The sequence below is a fragment of the Lederbergia sp. B243.17 genome, from assembly GCF_057657925.1.
This window is the reverse complement of sequence record NZ_JBWBKF010000085.1, coordinates 216,622-237,292: the sequence shown is the minus strand read 5'-3', so window position 1 is coordinate 237,292 and position 20,671 is coordinate 216,622. Positions and strand designations below refer to the sequence as shown.

The following is a 20,671-nucleotide window of genomic DNA, read 5'->3' as shown; positions in this document are numbered from 1 at the left end:
ATGTCTATGCAATTCAGCGTCCTGGCAAGCGGGAGCTCGGGCAATGCCATCTATGTGGAAACACCTGAACATTCCTTTCTCGTCGATGCAGGCTTAAGCTGCAAACAGATCGGCGGCTTGTTCGAGCAGATCGGCAAAGACCCGAAAGACCTGGACGGTATTCTTGTCACCCATGAACATAGCGACCATATAAAGGGCCTCGGCGTCATGGCCCGGAAATACAAACTGCCGATTTACGCCAATGAAAAAACATGGAAGGCGATGGACGGCCTGACTGGCGAAATCGCAGCAGAGCAGAAGTTCATCTTCGGGATGGAGACGGTGAAATCATTCGGCGCACTCAGCATCGAATCGTTCGGCGTCTCCCATGATGCGGCAGAACCGATGTTTTATGTGTTCCACCATGAAGGGAAAAAACTCGTCCTGATCACTGATACTGGCTACGTGAGCGACCGGATGAAAGGGATCATCAGCAATGCCGATATGTATGTGTTTGAAAGCAACCATGATGTCGGCATGCTCCGGATGGGACGGTATCCGTGGAACGTGAAGAGGCGGATCCTGAGTGATGTCGGCCATGTCTCCAATGAAGATGCAGCACTTGCGATGAGCGAAGTGATCGGCGACAACACGAAGCGAGTCTACCTCGCCCACCTCAGCCGCGACAACAACATGAAGGACCTCGCCCGGATGAGCGTATTTCAGACGCTTGAGCAAAAGGACAAGCCGGTCGGCTCACAGTTCGACCTGTTTGACACCGACCCCGGCAGCCCTACGACGCTCACCGCTGTTTGATGATGTTTAACCCGGCAAGAGGAATGGTAAAGAAGATGAAGGCAAGCGGCTGTTGCGGCCGCTTGTTTTCATCTTTTTTTATTTTTCACGGAAGGAGAGCAAAACTTTTACGCTTTTTCCTGCGCCGGATTATAATAATGGCAAGAGAAGACAGACTAAAGGATATGTATACGTGGATAGGAAGCCGTACATAGCGGCACAGCCGAAGCGGATATGCGGAAGGTGAGTGGAAAAGACAATGGAAAGGATGGATGCAAGTGGGCTACTATGATGACCATAGTCCAAATCGCTATCAGCAAAAGCGCGGAGGATGGCGGTCTGGATTTTTCTCCGGGCTGATCGGCGGGATCATCGGTGCATTGCTCATCGGAATGATCTTCCCGAATCTGCTTGGAGGCAGGAATAATACAGCATCGGATACAACAGTCGAGACGAATAACAATGGCACAAATGCAACCCAGACGAAAAACGTCTCTCTCAATGTGACAACGGATGTGACGAAAGCGGTAGAGAAGGCAGGTAAGAGCGTCGTCGGCATCACGAACATCCAGAATACAAACTTCTGGTCCGCTAACCAAGAGCAGTCACAGGAGGTTGGTGTCGGCTCTGGCGTAATCTATAAGAAGGCCGGCGACACCGTCTATGTTGTAACGAACCATCACGTTGTCGAAGGGGCGACGCAGCTTGAAGTGACGCTTGCCGACGGAACGAAGGTGACGGCAAAGACGAGAGGAAGCGACGTCTGGACCGACCTAGCGGTCGTTGAGATGAGCGCGAAAGGGATCAAGGATGAGCAGATTTCCGAATTTGGTGACTCGGACGCATTGAAAATCGGCGAGCCTGTCATGGCGATCGGGAATCCGCTCGGGCTTCAATTCTCCGGTTCGGTAACGGAAGGGATCATCTCGGGCGTCAATCGGACTGTCCCTGTCGACATCAATGGCGACAATGTCCCTGACTGGCAAGCTGAGGTCATCCAAACGGATGCTGCCATCAACCCGGGCAACAGCGGCGGGGCGCTTGTTAACATCGGCGGCCAGGTCGTCGGCATCAACTCGATGAAGATTGCCCAGAGCGCCGTAGAGGGAATTGGTTTCTCGATTCCGATCAACTCGGTCGTGCCGATTATCGAGGACCTTGAGAAATACGGGGAAGTGAAACGCCCGGCGATGGGTGTGACACTCCGCAACGTCGAAGAGATATCCGCCTACCACCAGCAGCAGACATTGAAGCTGCCGAGTGATGTAAATGACGGTATCATGATTGAGAAGGTCGTTCCGAATTCTCCGGCTGAAAAAGCGGGACTGCGCGAGCTTGATGTCATTGTCCAGCTTGACGGCAACGACGTGACCGATGTGATTGAACTGAGGAAATACCTATATAACAAGAAACAGGTCGGCGACACGATGAAGGTCAAATATTACAGAGCTGGCAAAGCGAACGAAGCAGAAGTGAAACTGACAGACGAAACAAGAATGTGAATTGTGGATAACGAAGAGCGGGAGAGCTGATGAAGCTTTCCCGCTCTTTGCGTATATATGGTAAAATAGGTTGTGGATAACCTAGACAGAAAGAGAGCATTTTTCCAAGCGGAAAAGAGTCTGGGATCCAGCTGAAAACAAGTGGAAAATCCTCGAAGGAGGATATTGAATAAAACGCATAAGGAAGAGGGTTTCACATGATTTATTGCTGCAAAGAACACGTAGGATTGGCATTGAATGTCATCGTCGATGAACATGGAAAAGCACCGACATTGGAAGAGGTGAAAAAGGACAGTGACTTATCCACACCCTGTGAATACTGCAAAAACGAAGCGATATATATTGTGGGGAACTAATATTCGCCCACTAAATGTGGACGGTTAATGTGGATATGTGGATAACAATTGTGTATAAGTTGTTTGTAACCTGTGTGTAATCTGTTTGTAAAAGGAAGGGGAAAATTATGAACATTTCCATCGTCACCGTCGGCAAGCTGAAAGAGAAATACCTAAAGCAAGGAATCGAAGAATACATGAAGCGGCTGCAAGCCTACGCCAAAATGGAAATCATCGAAGTCCCCGACGAAAAAGCCCCGGAAATCCTGAGCCCCGTCGAAATGGAACAAGTGAAACGCAAAGAAGGCGATCGCATCCTCGCCAAAATCTCCGCTGACGCCCACGTCATTGCCCTCGCCATCGAAGGAGGAATGAAAACATCTGAACAGCTCGCAGAAGGAATGGATCGCCTGGCAACGTACGGCAAGAGCAAGGTCACGTTTGTGATCGGCGGGTCACTCGGCTTGAGCGATGAAGTGCTGGCCCGTGCAGACGAGAAGCTGTCATTTTCAAAGATGACATTCCCGCACCAGCTGATGAGGCTGATATTGGTGGAGCAAGTGTATCGGGCTTTTCGAATTAATAGGGGGGAACCGTACCACAAATAGAGGCAAAAAAAGATGTAGATATGGTGGTATTTTGTTGTCGGAAGCGGGTAAGGGTTGGGAAAATGCAACTTCATTATCAGTTTCACGAAACAATAGATGTATCAGTGTAAACGTCTTCGATATATTGATCTCCGTAAAATCGAAATCCAGTTGAACCTGATGAATAGTTCTTGAACGATTCTCCAGTTGTCGTATTGAAATTTTATCTACGAGTAGCTGGAGCAACTGCTTTTTTCCTTCTCTTGAAGAGTGTTGATAGACTTCTAAAAACTTTTCTAATAGAAAGTGAACCAATTCATGTGGTATGACTTTTGCATCAGATGAACTTAGTTGTGTACTGAGTTCATTTTTCTTTTGTTCCAATTGCATTTTTTCTTTCGCAACCTGTTGAAGTCGTTCTTGTAGGATGGCAACAGGGAAAAGGTTTTGTTCAAATGCTTCTAAATACTTTTCTTGAAGCTGTTGTATGTCTATTAGTTTCTTTTCAATTTGTTCTAAATCCCTCTTAAGTACGGAAATGGAGTGAACAGATTGCTTATTTAAAGATTGAATTGTTGAGACGAAGTATTCCTTGTTGGCAAGGAAATTTACAATTCGCTCAAACACTTGATTTTCCGCTTCATATGCTTTGATACCATTAGATCTACAGGCAGATGACCCTTTATTATGGAAGTCAGAACAGACATAATAACGATGTTTTCGTTTTGTCCCATCTTTGCGTGTATAGGTAGTAATAGAAGGAACCATACCTTGCCCACAGTCAGGACAACGAAGAAGACTACTTAATAAAAACGGCTCATTTGATTGGCGTTGCTTAAATGACTTGCTCTTTCTTCTGGCTTGCACCAAATGCCAAAGTTCCTCGGTAATAATGGCTTCGTGTTTGCCATCTACAAGAATAGGATTGGGATTTTTACCTTTCCGTCGCTTTGTATCCCAGTTTTCAACTTTAAGCCAACTGATCTTTCCAACATAAATGGGATTATCTAATATTTGAGCGACCCCATTGATAGAAAAGTATCTGTTTCTTTTTGTCCGAAAGCCATGCTTGTTTAAGTGGTTTGCAATTGCTTTTAATCCTTTTCCTGAAAGGTATAGCTCATAGATAAGTTGTACAACTTTTGCTTCTTTTTCATTGATAACAAGTTCCTTTTTAACAGAATCGTAGCCAAAGCAGACCCCGCCGTTCCAGGACCCTTCCAAAGCACGCTGTTTCATGCCAAGTTTTACATTTTCTGACAGTGTATTGCGTTCCATTTCGGCAATGGAAGCCATTAATTGCACAACAAGTCGGCCGATGGGACTTCCAGTGTCAAAGTTCTCTGAGTAAGAGATAAATTTAACACTATTTTCTTCAAACTTATCCAGCACAGTCAGTGTATCTAACATGTTACGGGATAGCCGAGAGATTTTCCAAACAAGAACGGCATCGAACTCATCTTTCTCCACGTCAACCACCAATTGTTGCATAGCGGGGCGACCTGAAATGTTTTTACCACTGACCCCTTCATCGACATATTCTTTTACCACTTGCCAACCATACAGACCTGCATAATTGCGAAGGGTTTGTAGTTGAGCTGTAATACTGTAACCCTCTGTTGCCTGCTCTTCCGTAGAGACACGACAATAAATTGCGACTCGTTTTATTTCATTCATTAAAATGCCTCCTTTCGATAACAGTGTATAATGGAAAAAGAAAAAGGGAAAGAATGTTCTCTTTCCCAACAGAGAAATTATATTATGACACAAGTTTTGAAATAGAATTTATTTCAAAGTGATAATTGATTTGTTTCACGACCCTTTTCACTCTCTTTTTCCCAAGGGGAACGGTTGTAACTTGAATATCTTGAATGATTTCCTTCAATAGCTCCTTTTTCTTTATATCATCTAATGACTGAAAAAACTGTTCAAAGTTATCTAAAATGTTATTAACAATTAACCCTACATTCAAATTATTTTCTAATTCAATGCTTGATTCCACTCTTTTTAGTTTATCATTGATATCCCTCTCGGAACTTTGTAAATGACTAAGTTGATCGGAAAATGCGTCTTCGTCAATTATCTGTTTGTAAAATAAATCGAATAACTGCTTTTTATTTGTTTGTAATTCCTTTAATCGCTTTTTAAAGAATTTTATTTGCTCATGTTTGGGTTGTATATCTAACTTTAATTGGGAGGATAATTTCGAAGATAGGAATATTCTTATTTCGGTGGCTTTTAATTTCGAGGATAGTTCAGTGAGGACTTTCTGTTCAGCATCGTTTTTATTGATTAAATTTGCTTTACATAAACCTTTATTCTTATTTTGACTGCATTGATAATAAAGATATTTGCCACCTGATGATTTGTGCTGAACCATTGAAGAATTGCATTCTGGACATTTAAGGAAACCAGATAAAAAGTATGAACCCTTATGAATTTTAACAGGCTGATAGCTACGTTTACTATAAGAGCTTTGTGCTTTAAACCATTGCTCTTCACTAATAATTGCGTGGTGTTGCCCTTTGTAAATTTTCCGTTCTTTCCCTTTTTCACCCCATCGTATAAAACCAGCGTAAATAGGGTTGGTTACGATTGATTTTATAGAAAAGATACTCCAACTTCTTGAATTATCTTCATCCGAAGTATAATGGTTATTCAGATAGGAGGCGATTTTTTTATATCCCCATCCATCTACCACATACCTATCAAAAATAAATCTAACAATTTTCGCTTCAGCTTCATTAATTTGAAGCTTCTTTGCAGGTGTAGAAGAATAACCAAACACCCTTCCGCCGTTAAAAAGGCCCTTTTCCGCACGTTCTTTCATTCCATTTTTACAATGGAATAAAATGTTCCGTCGTTCGTTCTCTGCCATTGCAAATAAAACCTGGAGTAAAAGTATAGATCCCTCCGTTTCAGTGTTAATTCCTTCAGAAATACTAACCAAGTAGTGACCCTTTTTGTGGATTTCATCTAATAAACACATTGCTTCTTTCAAATTACGAGCAAACCGATCCAGCTTCCATACAACAATATAGATAGATTCCTTCTCATTAGAAAGAACGTCATGAAGAAGTTGCCTAAATTCAGGTCTTTCTTTTATAGAAGATCCAGAACCTGATCCCTCATTGTAGATTTTCAGTAATTCAAAATTGGCATACTCGCAATGTCTTCTTACTTCCCGATCTTGCTTAGGAATAGAATAGCCATCAAGTTGAATATCTGTACTTACCCTTAAATAACCAACTGCTTTTTTCAAGATACTTTCTCCTTTCTTTCTGTTGTCTTTTGATATTCATCGAGATTGTCGATAATCAAATCCACAAGTAGGTGTAGAAAGTTATTTGCCTTTATTTTTTGTTTATCTTTTTCACCAAAAATCAGTTCTTTATAATGGGTGTCGAAGTCAAAGATATAGTTGTTTTGCAAATGAATCTTCCTTTCTTTCGGGGTTTTGTTTCGGGGATAGTGCGTCGTCAAAGAGGTTATGACATTTACAACTCAGATTATAGGAGTCTATGAAAAAAAGTAAATAGCAAATGTGTCTGAGGTTTCGTTTGCTAAAGTATTAAAGTAAGGAGGAGGCGATAATAAACTAACATTATTCACTTTCAGCATAAAAACAAAAAGACTGCATTACTTAGATATACAAAAAATCACAATAGGTAGTTAAGCAAGAGGGCGTACTCCTCCCCTTGAAACAAATACACCTATTGAATTGTTCATGTATCTAAGTAAAACAGTCTATAATCTATCAAAATATGTTATATAAAAAATTCTATAAAATATAATAAGAAATATTTTGCCTAATGTCAATAGTTAATTGAGTGTTACAACAATTAATGGAATCAACAGCTCGAACCAGCTCGAACATAAAACCTATTTATTTCAACTTGACTTCTTCGCTATATTGTCAGTAGCCCATTTGATTTTGGGGGCAAGGAAGGATAAATATAGTGGGGCTGGGTGCAAAAATGTAACAGTAAACCCTTGGTGTACAAAGGGTTCCAGCCTCCCAAGATTCACTTGGAGGTGGAGAAGGTGATTCATACAATTAAGTTGTTTTTCCCTATCGAATACTATGAAGTGATGGATTTACAAAAGAGGTTTAATATTTACTACAGGCATTTGAATGATTACTTCGCTGATCACTATGGCGGTAGGTTCAAAGGAGTCACTATTCATATTTCAAACAAAGGGAACGGACAATGGAAATTATATATGTTCATAGATGCGATTCTTCTTCTTGGTAAGTCTGATCTGACGGAAGATGACTATCCTTTAATAGAACAAGAGATAAAAAATATTCTTTGGATTCTCTTTAGACATTTTTCGCATTTCAAACATCATATTTTGCAAAGAATTGATTACCGATACGATGTGATTGTAAAGGAAAAGCACCACCGAGAGCTTCTGCTCCACTTGTATCAGAAGCTTACTAAATCACATCGTTATCAAAAAAAGTATATAGGTAAGCTTGATGCAGAAGGTGTCTTTCAAAAGTATGAAACGACAGTTTATCATTCATCTAAATCGGTACAAGCTGTAGTTTATTCTAAAGAAGAAGAACGAATGTTCAAAAAGGAAGAAATCCAGGAGTATGAAAAAAACGTATTAAGATTTGAAGTACGGATTTTACAAGATCATATTAATTATATGGCAAGAAAGGACAAAGGGAATAGTCGGCCTAAGAAATTAAAGGAATATATGAAAGAAGAAGTTTATCGAGATTATTTCCGTAAATATATGTCTCCCATTTACCACGCTGGAGATTTTTATAAGTTAGAGGAAGCACGAAAACGAATACGAAAATCCCCCCTCACTGATTCCAATAAAAATAAGCTGATTGGATTTTTGAAACAAGTCTCTTCTCACAGCATTGATACTCCGTTAAAATCCATGACAGACTCCACATTTCGAAACCGCCTGAAAAAGTTGAGTCAACTTGGCATCAATCCAATTCCCATCCCAAAAAATTACCCAAAAGCACCAACAACTTTAAGCAATCCCCTGGATAATATTTTATGGTAAAACAGTTTCAAGTTTTTTGGAGAGTTATAGTTGATGTATGGTCACTCATGGTTATAATAGTAGGTAAGCACGATATTGTGAGTATCGTGTAACATTGCTGAACATGAACTTGAAGTTCAGTACGGCAATAAGTAGATCCATGTTAGAACCACTCCGCTTTCCAGGCTTCGGGTGGTTCTTTTTATTTAAAAATCCAAACATTGAAGTTTCAATATAATAGAAGAAATAATAGTTAAAACAATAATAATTGATCAACTTTAAGAAGTGAAGGAAAGGCGGATGGTGATGTATAGGTTTAGAACTGTGTCAAACTTAATCGGGGAATTTCAAGAGTTACAAAAACAGCAGATATACTTTGCACACCCTGAACAACTAAATGATCCAATGGAAGGAATGCGTCGATATTTCTGGCGGGGAGACGAAATTGTGTGGAGAAATTTGCTAAAGCATTATCTTCTATGCTTAGAGCATGTAGTTACACTGGCAAGATTAACTGAAGAAAATGAACAGATAACAAAAGACGACATTCCAATCTATAAAAGTTTAGAAAATTTGCCAACAGATTTATATAGGGAACGTATTCAGGAAGTATACGAAGTATTCTTTTCCAATCGTTTTGTTCAATCCTATCTAAGTTTTATCATCAAAAATCCATACAAAATTTATTCGGAAGAGCTGTATGTTCATTTAAAATTTTTATTTAGATACGCATTAAATGCTGTTTTTGAAGTAGATGCTAAACATGGATTTATTCCAACATCAGGAGATATTAATGAATTAAAAAGTGATAATGAGCAGGCAGATGCTTTCTTTACGATTTGGGAAAAAATAAGTGAATTACCTGACGGTCAAGAAATGTATGAACATTTAATGAAAGCAGTGCATGAAGTCATGAAAGAAATGGATTTTCAACATATCATTAAATTAAATAGTTCAATTAAAATGCAGAATATATATGTTGAATTTCCACAGATGTATATAGAAGCGATAAAAGCCTTAACTTATCCAGAAGCGTATATAGCTTGCTTTATGGATAATTGTACAAATTCGTCTATTTGGGGGACTTATGGGGATAATCATAGGGGGGTTTGTTTAAAGTACAAAATAAAAGACCAAGAAAAACCTACACTAAAATTAAAAACAATTACAGGATTTTCATCATCAGGAAATACATATGGAACAGTAGAATTTCCATTAAAAAAGATGATTTACTCCAATGAATTTGACGAATTAGATTTCTTTAGAAATATTGGAAGACTACCAGTCGGTCATTTAGAAAGACAATGGTATACAAATGAAAAAGGGGAGCGAAGTATTTGTAGTGAACATTTGTTTTCAAATAAAGAAGAATGGAGGGGTAGGCACTGGGAGTCCTTCGAAACAGCATATTTGAATAAGTTACCTGCGTGGTCACATGAGAGGGAATATCGTATAATCTTGAGTAGTGTTCTTGAAATGTTCAGTGAATCAAAAGATAGACTGCTCGAATACAACTTCGAAGATTTAGAAGCTATTATATTTGGAATTAACACACCAAAAGAAGATAGAATAAAGATTATCGAGATAGTAAATGAGAAGTGTAAAAAAGAAGGTAGAAAACAGTTTGATTTTTACGAAATGGCATATTCAAATATAAAACAGGAAATGGATACAAGGAAAATTCTCTCTTTAAAACTATAACTTTATCAAGTATAAAAATATGCATTAAAAAGAAGTTGGGCGAGTTATATTCACTCTACTTCTTTTTAATTTGAGTATCAGATTCTTAATCTACTACCCAAAGTGAAGTTATCAAACCCTTTTCCCAATCTATAATGATAAAGATCTTCCGATCAATAAATGAGGATTTCCAGATGGAAAAAATCAAAAAAGGAGCAGATGGAAATGGGAAAAGGTAGAAAACAATTGAATGATGATTTTGCAAAGTTGCTGAAAAAACTTCGGTTAGCTAAAGGTTATTCATTGCAACAATTAGCAGATCGAAGTAACGTTACGCCTTCATATTTAAACAGGCTTGAGCGTGGTGAACGAAAGACACCTACATTCTCGGTACTTCAACACATTGCAGAAGGACTTGACGTAGATGTTAATGTTCTGCTTGGATTAGATGCAAAGGATACAAATGAACCACTTTCATTGGAAGAATTGTTTTTTACCAATGAAATAGAGTTTGGAGGCAAACAGTTAACTGCTGATCAAAAGGAAGTGCTATTGGATATCATCCAGGAGGCATTAGAAACAGAAGCAACACCAGTTGAACTTTTGATGGATTCATTGAAGAAAATTGGAATGTTAATTTGCGAGTTGAAAGAATCGTGATTCATCATCAACGGAGCCAGTGATGGTTTTCCGTTGTACATATGGTATATGTATAAAGTAAATACAGTATCAATATTATGTATGTATACGGTTAGGGCAATAACACCAAGAATATTGGATAAATGTCTATAAGGTTATAGATAACATATGCAATTGATATATACATGTTATATAACTACCAAATTCGTTTGACAAGAATAAATATTCTCTTTTATAATCTGATTAAATGAAAGGGTTGAATGGGAAATGAGACGATCATTTATCACCTTTGAAAAGTATGTACGAAAAAAATCAGCACTTACCAGAGAAGAAATGGTAGGTGCTTTTTTTTGTAAAAAATAAATGACAAAAATATAAAACAAATGTAGGAGGTATGGAATTATGAGCAAAAACGGAAGCAACAAGGAGTCAATTTTTGCAATTTATTTAAAGGATTTCTATCAAGGCTGGCAAGCTCTATTAGGATTTGAATTAAGCTATATCTCATTGGAACAAAGACATGCCAATCGCAACATTGATTTAATAGGGATAGATGTAAAGCGAAGAATCCCTGTTTATATGGAAATCCAATTAACTAAAGCCAACCGTTCCTATTTGGAAAGAATCAAAAAGATGGTAATGGCTAATCAAGAGGGGATCATCGTATGGCTGGCGTTATCATTCGATGAAGAAATATTAAAAGATCTTACCAATTGGATCGACAACAATAACTTCCACTATACAGATTTTTATGCAGTTTCCATTAATCCTTTAGCTATTGAAGTTTTAGAGCAGTTAAACCGAATGTACAAGCTTGAAGTATATGAAAACATGGTGCAATTGAGCGAAATCAAACAGCTTTTAACTGTGGAATATACGGTTGAAAACATTCATCCGCTACATGCTGGGCGTGCTTTATCATTCGCACCGCAATTCGATATGTCACGACTGGAAGACGTTAAAAGAGCGATGTTAGTTGTTCTTCGTGAGCGTATACCATTCTATTTAAACTTTCATTACGACAAGAAAATGAATTTAAACGATTATACGCTAACAGTCGGAGCAGGACAAAGTGGTTTGCTATTTAGATGCTCATGGAAAAATGCAAAGTCACTTGCATTTGTAGAGCTGTATTTTGAAAAGCAAAGAATAGATTGGTACGAATCATTTTTACAACATAAGCCGTCAATCCAAAATAAGGTACATCCTGATATTCAATTTGATAATAGAAAAATTGGTATTTACTTTGAACCAATGGATTCATTATATGAAACTTTTGAAATGATTGCCGAAGTATTTGAGAAATTTATTTTGTTTTTCTGCCCTTACACATATGGGAAAAAAGAAATATCATATGAAGCCGATCACTATATAATTAAGGAAGAAAGAAAGTTACACCACCAACAGCCGATAATGATTGAAGACGTATATGAAACCGAAGACAGCTACCGAATAAAGCAAGAGGACATGGCAGATTGCTTTTTATATTGCTAATTGGGAGAGAACCTTGTGTGAAATACACGAGGTTTTTTTTCAAGAAAAATAAGGTTGATTTAAAATCCATTTTGTTATATATTCAATTTAACATATTTTAAATAAAGGATTTAACAAATGAACGGAGGTGCAATATGTTACTTGGCGAGATTGCTGAAATCAAAACAGGTATGGTATTAACGAGGAAAAAGGCGGAGTTTCCAAAAGATGTGAAAGCTACTTATCGACTAATCACGTTAAAAAATATTACTGAAAATGGAATATTGAATGATGAGCCGTTTGAAGAATTCCAAAGCAATGATGTATTAAATCCTCAACACTTCACAGGGATCGGGGATGTATTAATCAGGCTAAGCTTCCCCCATACTGCGATTCACATTAATGAGGCAACGACAGGTCTGTTAGTCCCATCATACTTTGCTATTATTAAAGTAGATTCCCATAAGTTTTTACCAGAGTATATCGCATGGTACTTGAATACGGATGAAGTCAAAAAAGAGCTGGAACGTTCACAAGCGGGAACCCGTATTCCAAGTACAAATAAAACAGCATTAAGTGCGATCCCGATAGTAGGAATCCCATTAACAAAGCAACAGGCAATAGTGAATCTATATAATCTGCATCAAAAAGAAAAGCTATTGTATTCACAACTGATTGAAGAAAAAGAGAAATGGTTCACAGCATTAACAAAGAAAATGATAAAAGGTGAAATGAAGGAGGATATATCATGAGTGAAAAAGTGACAAAAGACCAAATTAACGGTGTACTATGGCAAGCGGCCGATACATTTAGAGGAAAGGTAGATTCCAGTACATATAAAGATTATATACTGACAATGCTGTTCATCAAGTATCTGAGTGATGCGTATAAGGAGCATTTAGAAGAATATACAAAGCGTTATGATGGTGATGAACAACGGATTCAGCGTGCGTTATCAAGAGAGCGATTTGTGTTAGATGAACAGTCTACATTTGATTACTTGTATAGCAAACGCAATGATGCTGAGATTGGTGAAATCATCAACAAAGCATTGGAACGGCTTGAGAACGAAAATACAGGCAAACTTCGTGGCGTGTTCCGTAATATTGATTTTAACAGCGAAGCAGTTCTCGGTAGGGCAACAGAACGTAATGCAATGTTGCGTTCCTTATTGGAGGATTTTAATAAGCTTACATTAAAACCATCAGTCGTAGGAAATGAAGATGTCATTGGTGATGCTTACCAATACATGATTGAACGTTTTGCATCAGATGCAGGTAAGAAGGGCGGAGAATTTTACACGCCGTCAATGGCTTCAGAATTGTTAGCACGCCTTGTCAAACCTGAAGAAAATGATCGTATTTATGACCCTACCTGCGGATCTGGCTCTCTTCTTATACGTGTCGCAAACCAAGTGCCGAATAAGAAAGTGGCTATCTATGGTCAAGAACGCAACGGGGCAACACATTCATTAGCATTGATGAATATGTATTTGCATGGGATTGATGATGCAAAAATTGAGTGGGGTGATACATTAGCAAATCCACTTCATTTAGAGGATGGAAAGTTGATGAAATTCCAAGCAATCGTAGCAAATCCGCCATTTTCATTAGATAAGTGGGCAATGGGCTTTGCAGGTGAAGGCAATACGGACAGTAAATTTAAAATGGATGCAAGTTTAGATCCGCATAGACGTTTTGAATGGGGTGTTCCACCAAGTTCAAAAGGAGATTATGCTTTCGTTCAGCACATGCTCTATTCGTTGGCGGAAAATGGCAGAATGTCTACGATATTGCCTCATGGAGTATTGTTCAGGGGTGCAAGCGAAGGGAAAATCCGTCAGCAAATCATTGAGATGAACTTGCTGGATGCTGTAATCGGACTACCAGAAGGGTTGTTCTATGGGACTGGAATCCCTGCGTGTATTCTTGTATTCAAAAAGAACCGTACTCGCAAAGATGTGCTTTTCATTGATGCGTCTGCGGAAGGAAATTATGAAAAAGGAAAGAACCAAAACCAATTAAGAGAACAGGATATTGCTAAAATTGTAGAAACATATGACAACTGGGAAACAATTGATAAATACTCGTATGTCGCTACGTTAGATGAAATTAAGGAAAATGACTATAACTTGAATATTCCTCGCTACGTGGACACATTTGAAGAAGAAGAGCCTGTTGATATGGCACAAGTGAAAGAAAATATTCAGAACATTAAACAGGAGCTTGCAGAAGTGGAAGAACAGATGGAGAAGTATTTGCAGGAGTTAGGGTTGTAGAATTTGCTTCCCCTATACAGGTTTAGACCATTTTGCTGATGTTGGCAAAATGGTCTGGCAAGGGGTGTTTAATCTTTATTCATCATCCTACTTTTAAAGAAACGAGGTGTTGACATGAATAATGAATCGAATTTTTTAATGTATCAAACTGAAAATGGAGATACAAAAATCCAGGTACGTTTGGAAGGGGAAACGGTCTGGATGACACAAAAAGCAATGGCGGAGCTTTTTCAAAAGGGTGTCCCAACCATTAACGAGCATATAAAAAATATATATGCTGAAGGTGAGTTAACAGAGGAGGCAACTATTCGGAAAAACCGAATAGTTCAAGTTGAAGGTTCTCGTGAAGTGGAGCGAGAGGTTGCGTTTTACAATCTTGAAATGATTATTGCAGTAGGTTATCGTGTTCGTTCCCATCGTGGTACACAATTCCGTCAATGGGCTACAGAGCGTCTAAATGAATACATGGTAAAAGGATTTACAATGGATGATGAACGCCTAAAGGAAATGCGGAATATCGGTGCGGATTATTTTGATGAATTATTGGAACGCATACGTGATATACGTGCTTCTGAAAGACGTTTCTACCAAAAGATCACAGATATTTATGCAACATCTATTGATTACGATCCAAGTACACCTATTGCAAGAGAGTTCTTTGCAACCGTTCAGAATAAGTTACACTTTGCGATTCATGGGCATACCGCTTCCGAACTGATCATGAAGCGGGCAGATGCATCAAAACCAAATATGGGGTTAACGAGTTGGAAAGGCGATAAAGTACGTAAGCAAGATGTCGTAGTAGCGAAAAACTATTTATCACAGGAAGAACTAAGTGATTTAAACCGCATCGTGACAATGTACTTAGATTATGCAGAATCTCAAGCGAAAAAGAAAAAGCCGATGTATATGAAAGACTGGGCAGAAAGATTAGATGCGTTTTTAGAGTTCAATGAGCATGAAATTTTAACGAATGCTGGGAAGATTAAAGCAAAAGTTGCAGAGAAATTTGCGAATGAACAATATGAAGAGTTTCATCAACAGCGATTAGCAGAGCCGAAGAAAGACGATTTTGATCAATTTTTGGAGCAAAAAAAGCGGTTGTAGAGAAGAGGAAATTTCGAGTAAGAAATTTTGAAGTAGAAAAGTGTTACAAAGTAAAAAAGAGATGAATTGTAGGTGAGAAAATGCTAACAACGTCTAAAGAAAAAAAAATAAAAGGTATAGGATCCATCCCTTTGGATTGGGAAGTAACAAAACTAAGTGGAATTACTGAATTTATTACAAAGGGTACAACCCCTACGACTTATGGTTTTCAGTGGGAGGAAGAAGGCATACCTTTCTTTAAGAGCGATTGCATTAAAGAAGGGAAATTTGTATATGGTGATTTTCAATATATTAGTAAAGAGGCTCATGATGCATTAAATAGGTCGAAAATTCAAAAAGGTGATATTTTAATTTCCATTACTGGTGATGTTGGAAAGGTAGCAATCATACCTGAGGCCATAGATGAAGGTAATATCAATCAACACGTTGCAAGAATAAGAGTTAAAAAAGGTGAAATAAGTAGAGACTTTATTTATCACTGGCTGAATCAAATTAACGTAAGAAATTACTATAATGTAATAAAAACTGGATTAGCATATCCTCAAATAAGTTTGGAACAGGTGAGAAATACCGAAATACCAATACCGAAAAAAACTGAACAACAAAAAATCGCCTCCATCCTCTCCACTTGGGATAAGGCAATTGAGCTAAAAGAAAAGCTAATCGAGCAGAAAAAAGAGCAGAAAAAAGGGTTAATGCAGAAGTTGCTGACTGGTGAAGTGAGATTGCCTGGGTTTGCAGGGAGATGGCAACAGGTTAGGTTAGGAAATCTTACTAAACTCCAAGGTGGATATGCTTTTAAATCTGCTGAATTTGTGCAACAAGGTATACCAATTATTCGAATTTCCAATATTGACCCTGAGATAATAGAAACTAATCAAGATTTTGTATACTATGATGAGATCGGAATTTCTGATAGTTTCAAAGTTAACTTTGGAGATATATTAATTGCTATGTCAGGAGCAACAACAGGAAAGGTTGGACTTTATAAAAAAAGAGAAATAGCATATCTGAACCAACGAGTAGGGAAATTTGTAAACCTTGATAAAAGTAAATTAGATTATAGTTTTCTATATCAATTGATAATGTCATCAATGTTTAAACTACAGTTAAAAGAAGAATTAGCAACTGGTGCACAACCAAACATTAGTAGTAGGCAGATTGAAAACTTTAAATTTAAAATACCATCTTTAGATGAACAAAAGAAAATATCAAAAACATTGAATCAAATTGACCGATCAATTAATTTACAAGAGAAAGAAATAGTTTATTTAAAACAACAAAAACAAGGTCTCATGCAACTTCTTCTTACAGGAAAAGTCCGAGTAAAGGTGTAATGCCTTTGCTCCGTTCCTTAATTCCCAAAAATGGAGGTGGAAAGATGTCAATCCCACAAAATTATGATGAACGTACGATTAGTCAACAGCCTGCAATCGAGGTATTGGAAGGCTTAGGATATCAATACATAGAGGCAGAACGAGCTGAAGCAATGCGTGAGAATCTTTATAGTGTTTTGCTGAAAACGGTATTGGAAGAGAAACTGAAAGAGTTAAACTCCTATCAGTATAAAGGTGTCACGTATAAGTTTAGCGATACAAATATCCAACAAGCTATGCGTGATTTAGATGAACCACTGACAAACGGGCTTGTAAAGGCGAATGAGAGCATTTATGAAACATTGATGTTAGGAAGAACGTACACCGAATTTCTGCCTGATGGTTCTAAAAAGTCATTTACGATTCAATTCATTGATTGGGAAAATATCGAGAACAATGATTTTCATATCGTTGAGGAGTTTTCTGTAGAGCGGGTTGATGGTAGGGGGACTGTTCGCCCTGATATCGTTTTATTTGTCAATGGTATACCTTTTTCAGTTATCGAGTGCAAAAAAGCATCAATTTCGATGGAACAAGGCATTAGCCAAATGATACGTAACCAAAAAAACGATTATGCCCCGCAATTGTTTAAGTTTATACAGATTGTCATGTCGACGAATAAAAACGAAACGAAATATGCGACTTGTGGAACTCCGAAGAAATTCTGGTCTGTTTGGAAGGAAGAGCAGGAAACATGGCTCGACCAATGGTTAGATCAGACTGTTTCAGGTCGCTTACCAACGATGCAAGACAAAAACATCATTTCCTTGTTTCACCCAGAGCGTCTGCTGGAATTGACTTGTTTCTTTACGCTATTTGATAAAGACATAAAAAAGGTGACTCGTTATCAGCAATATTTTGCGATTAAGGAAATATTGAAAACAATCCAGGAGCGAGATGAAAGCGGTAATCGACAGAGCGGGGTTATCTGGCACACCCAGGGGTCAGGTAAATCGCTAACAATGGTCATGCTTGCTCGTTATATTTTGTCGGAATTAAATGACTACCACCCTAAAATTATTGTCGTAACAGACAGGGTAGAACTGGATAAGCAAATTCACAAAACGTTTAATCACACGAGATTAAAAGCAAGTAGAGCCACATCTGGAAGTCATTTAGTTTCGCTGATTAAAGATGGGAATGCTGATATAGTCACGACATTAGTGCATAAATTCGATACGGCATCAACAAAACAACAGCCAATTGAATCAAGAGACATCTTTGTACTTGTCGATGAATCGCACAGAAGCCAATATGGAGAATTGCACATTAAAATGAAAAAAGTGTTCCCTTATGCCTGCTACTTAGGCTTTACAGGAACACCCCTGATGATAAAAGAAAAAAGCACAATGATTAAATTCGGTAAGCTCATTCATAAATACACAATTGCAGATGGCGTAAAAGATCGTGCAATTGTTCCGTTGCTGTATGAAGGGAAAATGGTTGATCAAACGGTCAACAAAACAGCGATTGATAACCGACTTTCAATGATAACTCGTCATCTGAATGATAAACAAAAGGATGAAGTAATGAAGAAATGGAGTCATTTTGAACGAATTGCCTCATCTGATCAACGCATTAGTATGATTGCTTTTGATATTAATGAACATTTTTATCGCAATTACAAAACACAAGGTTCACAGTTTAAAGCAATGCTTGCAACCAACAGCAAAATGGAAGCCATTCGTTATTTGGAAGCTTTTGAAGAGCTGGGCGATTTAAACTGTGCTGTCGTTATCTCACCTCCTGACCAAAGGGAAGGTCATGATGCGATAGATGAGGAATCAAATAACAAAATCCAACGTTTCTGGCAACGGATGATGAATCGTTATGGAACGGCAGAAGACTATGAAGATGCAATCAAAGATGAGTTTATACATGGTGACGATATTGATTTACTTATTGTTGTGGATAAGCTATTAACTGGTTTTGATGCACCACGAGCGTCAATTTTATATATTGATAAGCCAATGAAAGAACACACGCTACTGCAGGCGATTGCCAGGGTGAATCGTTTGTATGAAGGCAAAGACTACGGTCTAATCATTGATTACCGAGGGCTTTTATCTAAGCTGGATGAAGCTTTACAAATGTATTCAGGGGCAGGCTTGGAAAACTTCGATCCATCTGATTTAAAAGGTGCAATCCATGATGTTATTAGTGTAATTGGTTCACTTAGACAGCACCATTCTGACTTAATACAACTCTTCTCTTCTATTAGAAATAAACGAGATGTAGAAGAGTATGAGGTATTGTTAGAAGACGAGGAAAAAAGAGAAACGTTTTATGATACACTAAGCCAGTTCGGCCGCAACCTTGCTATCGCATTGGAATCCGAACGAATCTATAATGCATTACAGCCAGAAGAACTTACCACATACAAAAGGGACTTGAAGTTTTTTCAAGAACTACGAAAAAGCGTGAAGTTACGTTATTCGGATACGATTGATCATAAAGAATATGAAGCGAAAATGCAAAAACTAATGGATCAATATATCTCTGCTGAACAAGTCATTCGTATAACAAACCCAGTTGATATCCTCAATGAAAAGCAGTTTGAGGAGGAACTGGAGCGTTTGGAATCGAAACGTGCTAAAGCAGATGCAATACGGACCCGTCTAACGAAAAGTGTCCATGCAAAATGGGATGAAAACCCCGCTTATTATAAGAAGTTTTCTGAGCGGATTCAGGAAGCGATTCAGGAGTATAAGGATAAGCGGATTTCCGAAGCGGAATACTTAAACAAGATGAAAGATATTATGAATGATTATCGGACTGGTGAATCTAAAGAGGACTATCCAAGCGTCATTAAAGAAAATATAGATGCACAAGCTTTTTACGGCGTGACTAAAGAGATATTATCTGAAACGAAGGAAACACCCGCAAGTTACGGAGAGGACCTTCTTGGCGAATTAGCTTTGAAGATGGATGAAATTATCAAACAACATCAAAAGGTAGATTGGCACAATAACCTGCAAATACACAATCGGATCGCACAAGACTTGGATGACCTTTTATACGACTTTTCAAAAGAACAGGGTGTCAAGCTTGATTATGATACGATTGATAAGGTGATTGAACAAATCAAAACAGTAGCGATCAGACGTTACTAAGGGTTGTGAACAACATGGAAAGACATCAAATCTCCTACAGCAATAAACGAATTGACTTTACTATCGAACGGAAAAACGTAAAAAATATCAATTTAAACATCAAGCCTGATATGACGATTCAAGTATCAGCGAATGAAAAAGTGCCACTTGACTTTATCTATGATTTTGTGAAAAGCAAAGGGGCATGGATTGTTAAGAACGTAAAAACTTTCGAGGAAGTCATGCCACATAAGCGAAGTGAACGGGAATATGTAAGCGGAGAATCTTTTCGCTATTTAGGGAAGCAATACCGCCTGCGGGTCGAAAAGACGGCAGAAGAGGAAATGGTCAAGTATTTTCGAGGTTTTATTTACTTATATGTGAAAGACCTGCAAAACTTTCAACGAAAAGAAAAGCTGATGGCTGACTGGTATCGTGAAAAAGCACAAATAATATTTCAGCAGTCCCTCGATAAAATGAGTGAGAGTATGCAGAAATACGGGGTAGGAAAGCCATCTTTGGACTTTCGAACAATGAAAGCACGCTGGGGATCAGCGTTAATTGAAAAAAACACCATACTTCTTAATATAGAGCTGATAAAAGCTCCTAAGCATTGTATTGACTATGTTGTTTTACATGAGCTGATTCATTTTAAATATAACGATCACAGCGATAACTTCTACAACATGCTGTTCACGCTTATGCCTGACTGGCAGAAGCGGAAAGCCATACTCGACGAAGAGATTGTCCAAGAACTTTAACAACACGAACTCACAACAAGATAAGAAGGAAAGGCAGTTTCTAATTGGATTAGA

At 38.1% G+C, this 20,671-nt stretch carries 16 protein-coding genes; 14 read left to right on the top strand and 2 right to left on the bottom strand.

The genetic code is table 11. From position 1 onward, the window contains the following. The 4 genes from AC0TWI_RS17730 to rlmH all read left to right on the top strand — a co-directional run bounded on the left by AC0TWI_RS17730 (nucleotide 1) and on the right by rlmH (nucleotide 3,219). Nucleotides 1-795, top strand: a complete 795-nt coding sequence (locus AC0TWI_RS17730) for an MBL fold metallo-hydrolase (protein ID WP_488127669.1) — start codon at nucleotides 1-3, stop codon at nucleotides 793-795. Nucleotides 796-1,052: 257 nt separating this feature from the next. Continuing rightward, the gene (locus AC0TWI_RS17725) at nucleotides 1,053-2,276 is read left to right on the top strand and encodes a S1C family serine protease (RefSeq protein WP_488127668.1); all 1,224 of its coding nucleotides are present in this window, start codon (nucleotides 1,053-1,055) and stop codon (nucleotides 2,274-2,276) included. Between the two features lie 197 nt (nucleotides 2,277-2,473). After that, nucleotides 2,474-2,632 (top strand): CxxH/CxxC protein, encoded by a 159-nt coding sequence (locus AC0TWI_RS17720; protein WP_488127667.1) that lies wholly within the window; start codon nucleotides 2,474-2,476, stop codon nucleotides 2,630-2,632. Nucleotides 2,633-2,739: 107 nt separating this feature from the next. After that, a complete protein-coding gene (gene rlmH / locus AC0TWI_RS17715; protein ID WP_488127666.1) occupies nucleotides 2,740-3,219 on the top strand; it encodes a 23S rRNA (pseudouridine(1915)-N(3))-methyltransferase RlmH in 480 nt (159 codons plus the stop codon). On the opposite strand, the gene AC0TWI_RS17710 is transcribed toward rlmH, so the two are convergent. Beyond that, nucleotides 3,121-4,875: a recombinase family protein gene (locus AC0TWI_RS17710; protein WP_488127665.1), complete on the bottom strand. Its 1,755-nt coding sequence runs from the start codon at nucleotides 4,873-4,875 to the stop codon at nucleotides 3,121-3,123. The two genes, rlmH and AC0TWI_RS17710, sit on opposite strands and share 99 nt — an antisense overlap. Nucleotides 4,876-4,957: 82 nt before the next feature. Further along, the gene (locus AC0TWI_RS17705) at nucleotides 4,958-6,460 is read right to left on the bottom strand and encodes a recombinase family protein (protein WP_307257376.1); all 1,503 of its coding nucleotides are present in this window, start codon (nucleotides 6,458-6,460) and stop codon (nucleotides 4,958-4,960) included. 782 nt (nucleotides 6,461-7,242) lie between these two features. On the opposite strand from AC0TWI_RS17705, the gene AC0TWI_RS17700 reads away from it, so the two are divergent. The 10 genes from AC0TWI_RS17700 (at nucleotide 7,243) to AC0TWI_RS17655 (ending at nucleotide 20,617) form a co-directional block, all read left to right on the top strand. Next, the gene (locus tag AC0TWI_RS17700) at nucleotides 7,243-8,232 is read left to right on the top strand and encodes a hypothetical protein (RefSeq protein WP_488127664.1); all 990 of its coding nucleotides are present in this window, start codon (nucleotides 7,243-7,245) and stop codon (nucleotides 8,230-8,232) included. Nucleotides 8,233-8,517: 285 nt separating this feature from the next. Then, nucleotides 8,518-9,912, top strand: a complete 1,395-nt coding sequence (locus AC0TWI_RS17695) for a DUF2971 domain-containing protein (RefSeq protein ID WP_205180077.1) — start codon at nucleotides 8,518-8,520, stop codon at nucleotides 9,910-9,912. Between the two features lie 204 nt (nucleotides 9,913-10,116). Beyond that, a complete protein-coding gene (locus tag AC0TWI_RS17690; protein ID WP_205180078.1) occupies nucleotides 10,117-10,551 on the top strand; it encodes a helix-turn-helix domain-containing protein in 435 nt (144 codons plus the stop codon). 381 nt (nucleotides 10,552-10,932) lie between these two features. Continuing rightward, nucleotides 10,933-12,024 (top strand): hypothetical protein, encoded by a 1,092-nt coding sequence (locus AC0TWI_RS17685; RefSeq protein ID WP_488127663.1) that lies wholly within the window; start codon nucleotides 10,933-10,935, stop codon nucleotides 12,022-12,024. Nucleotides 12,025-12,158: 134 nt separating this feature from the next. Further along, the gene (locus AC0TWI_RS17680; RefSeq protein WP_488127662.1) at nucleotides 12,159-12,755 is read left to right on the top strand and encodes a restriction endonuclease subunit S domain-containing protein; all 597 of its coding nucleotides are present in this window, start codon (nucleotides 12,159-12,161) and stop codon (nucleotides 12,753-12,755) included. After that, nucleotides 12,752-14,281, top strand: coding sequence for a type I restriction-modification system subunit M (locus AC0TWI_RS17675; protein WP_205180322.1), 1,530 nt, complete (start codon nucleotides 12,752-12,754; stop codon nucleotides 14,279-14,281). The genes AC0TWI_RS17680 and AC0TWI_RS17675 overlap by 4 nt, the downstream gene beginning before the upstream one ends. 114 nt (nucleotides 14,282-14,395) lie before the next feature. Next, the gene (locus AC0TWI_RS17670; RefSeq protein ID WP_488127661.1) at nucleotides 14,396-15,388 is read left to right on the top strand and encodes a virulence RhuM family protein; all 993 of its coding nucleotides are present in this window, start codon (nucleotides 14,396-14,398) and stop codon (nucleotides 15,386-15,388) included. A gap of 80 nt (nucleotides 15,389-15,468) precedes the next feature. Next, the gene (locus AC0TWI_RS17665) at nucleotides 15,469-16,725 is read left to right on the top strand and encodes a restriction endonuclease subunit S (protein WP_488127660.1); all 1,257 of its coding nucleotides are present in this window, start codon (nucleotides 15,469-15,471) and stop codon (nucleotides 16,723-16,725) included. Nucleotides 16,726-16,769: 44 nt separating this feature from the next. Next, a complete protein-coding gene (locus AC0TWI_RS17660; protein ID WP_488127659.1) occupies nucleotides 16,770-19,877 on the top strand; it encodes a type I restriction endonuclease subunit R in 3,108 nt (1,035 codons plus the stop codon). A 14-nt stretch (nucleotides 19,878-19,891) separates the two neighbouring features. Next, entirely contained in the window at nucleotides 19,892-20,617 is a 726-nt protein-coding gene (locus AC0TWI_RS17655; protein ID WP_488127658.1) for a M48 family metallopeptidase, read from the top strand. Nucleotides 20,618-20,671: the final 54 nt, after the last annotated feature.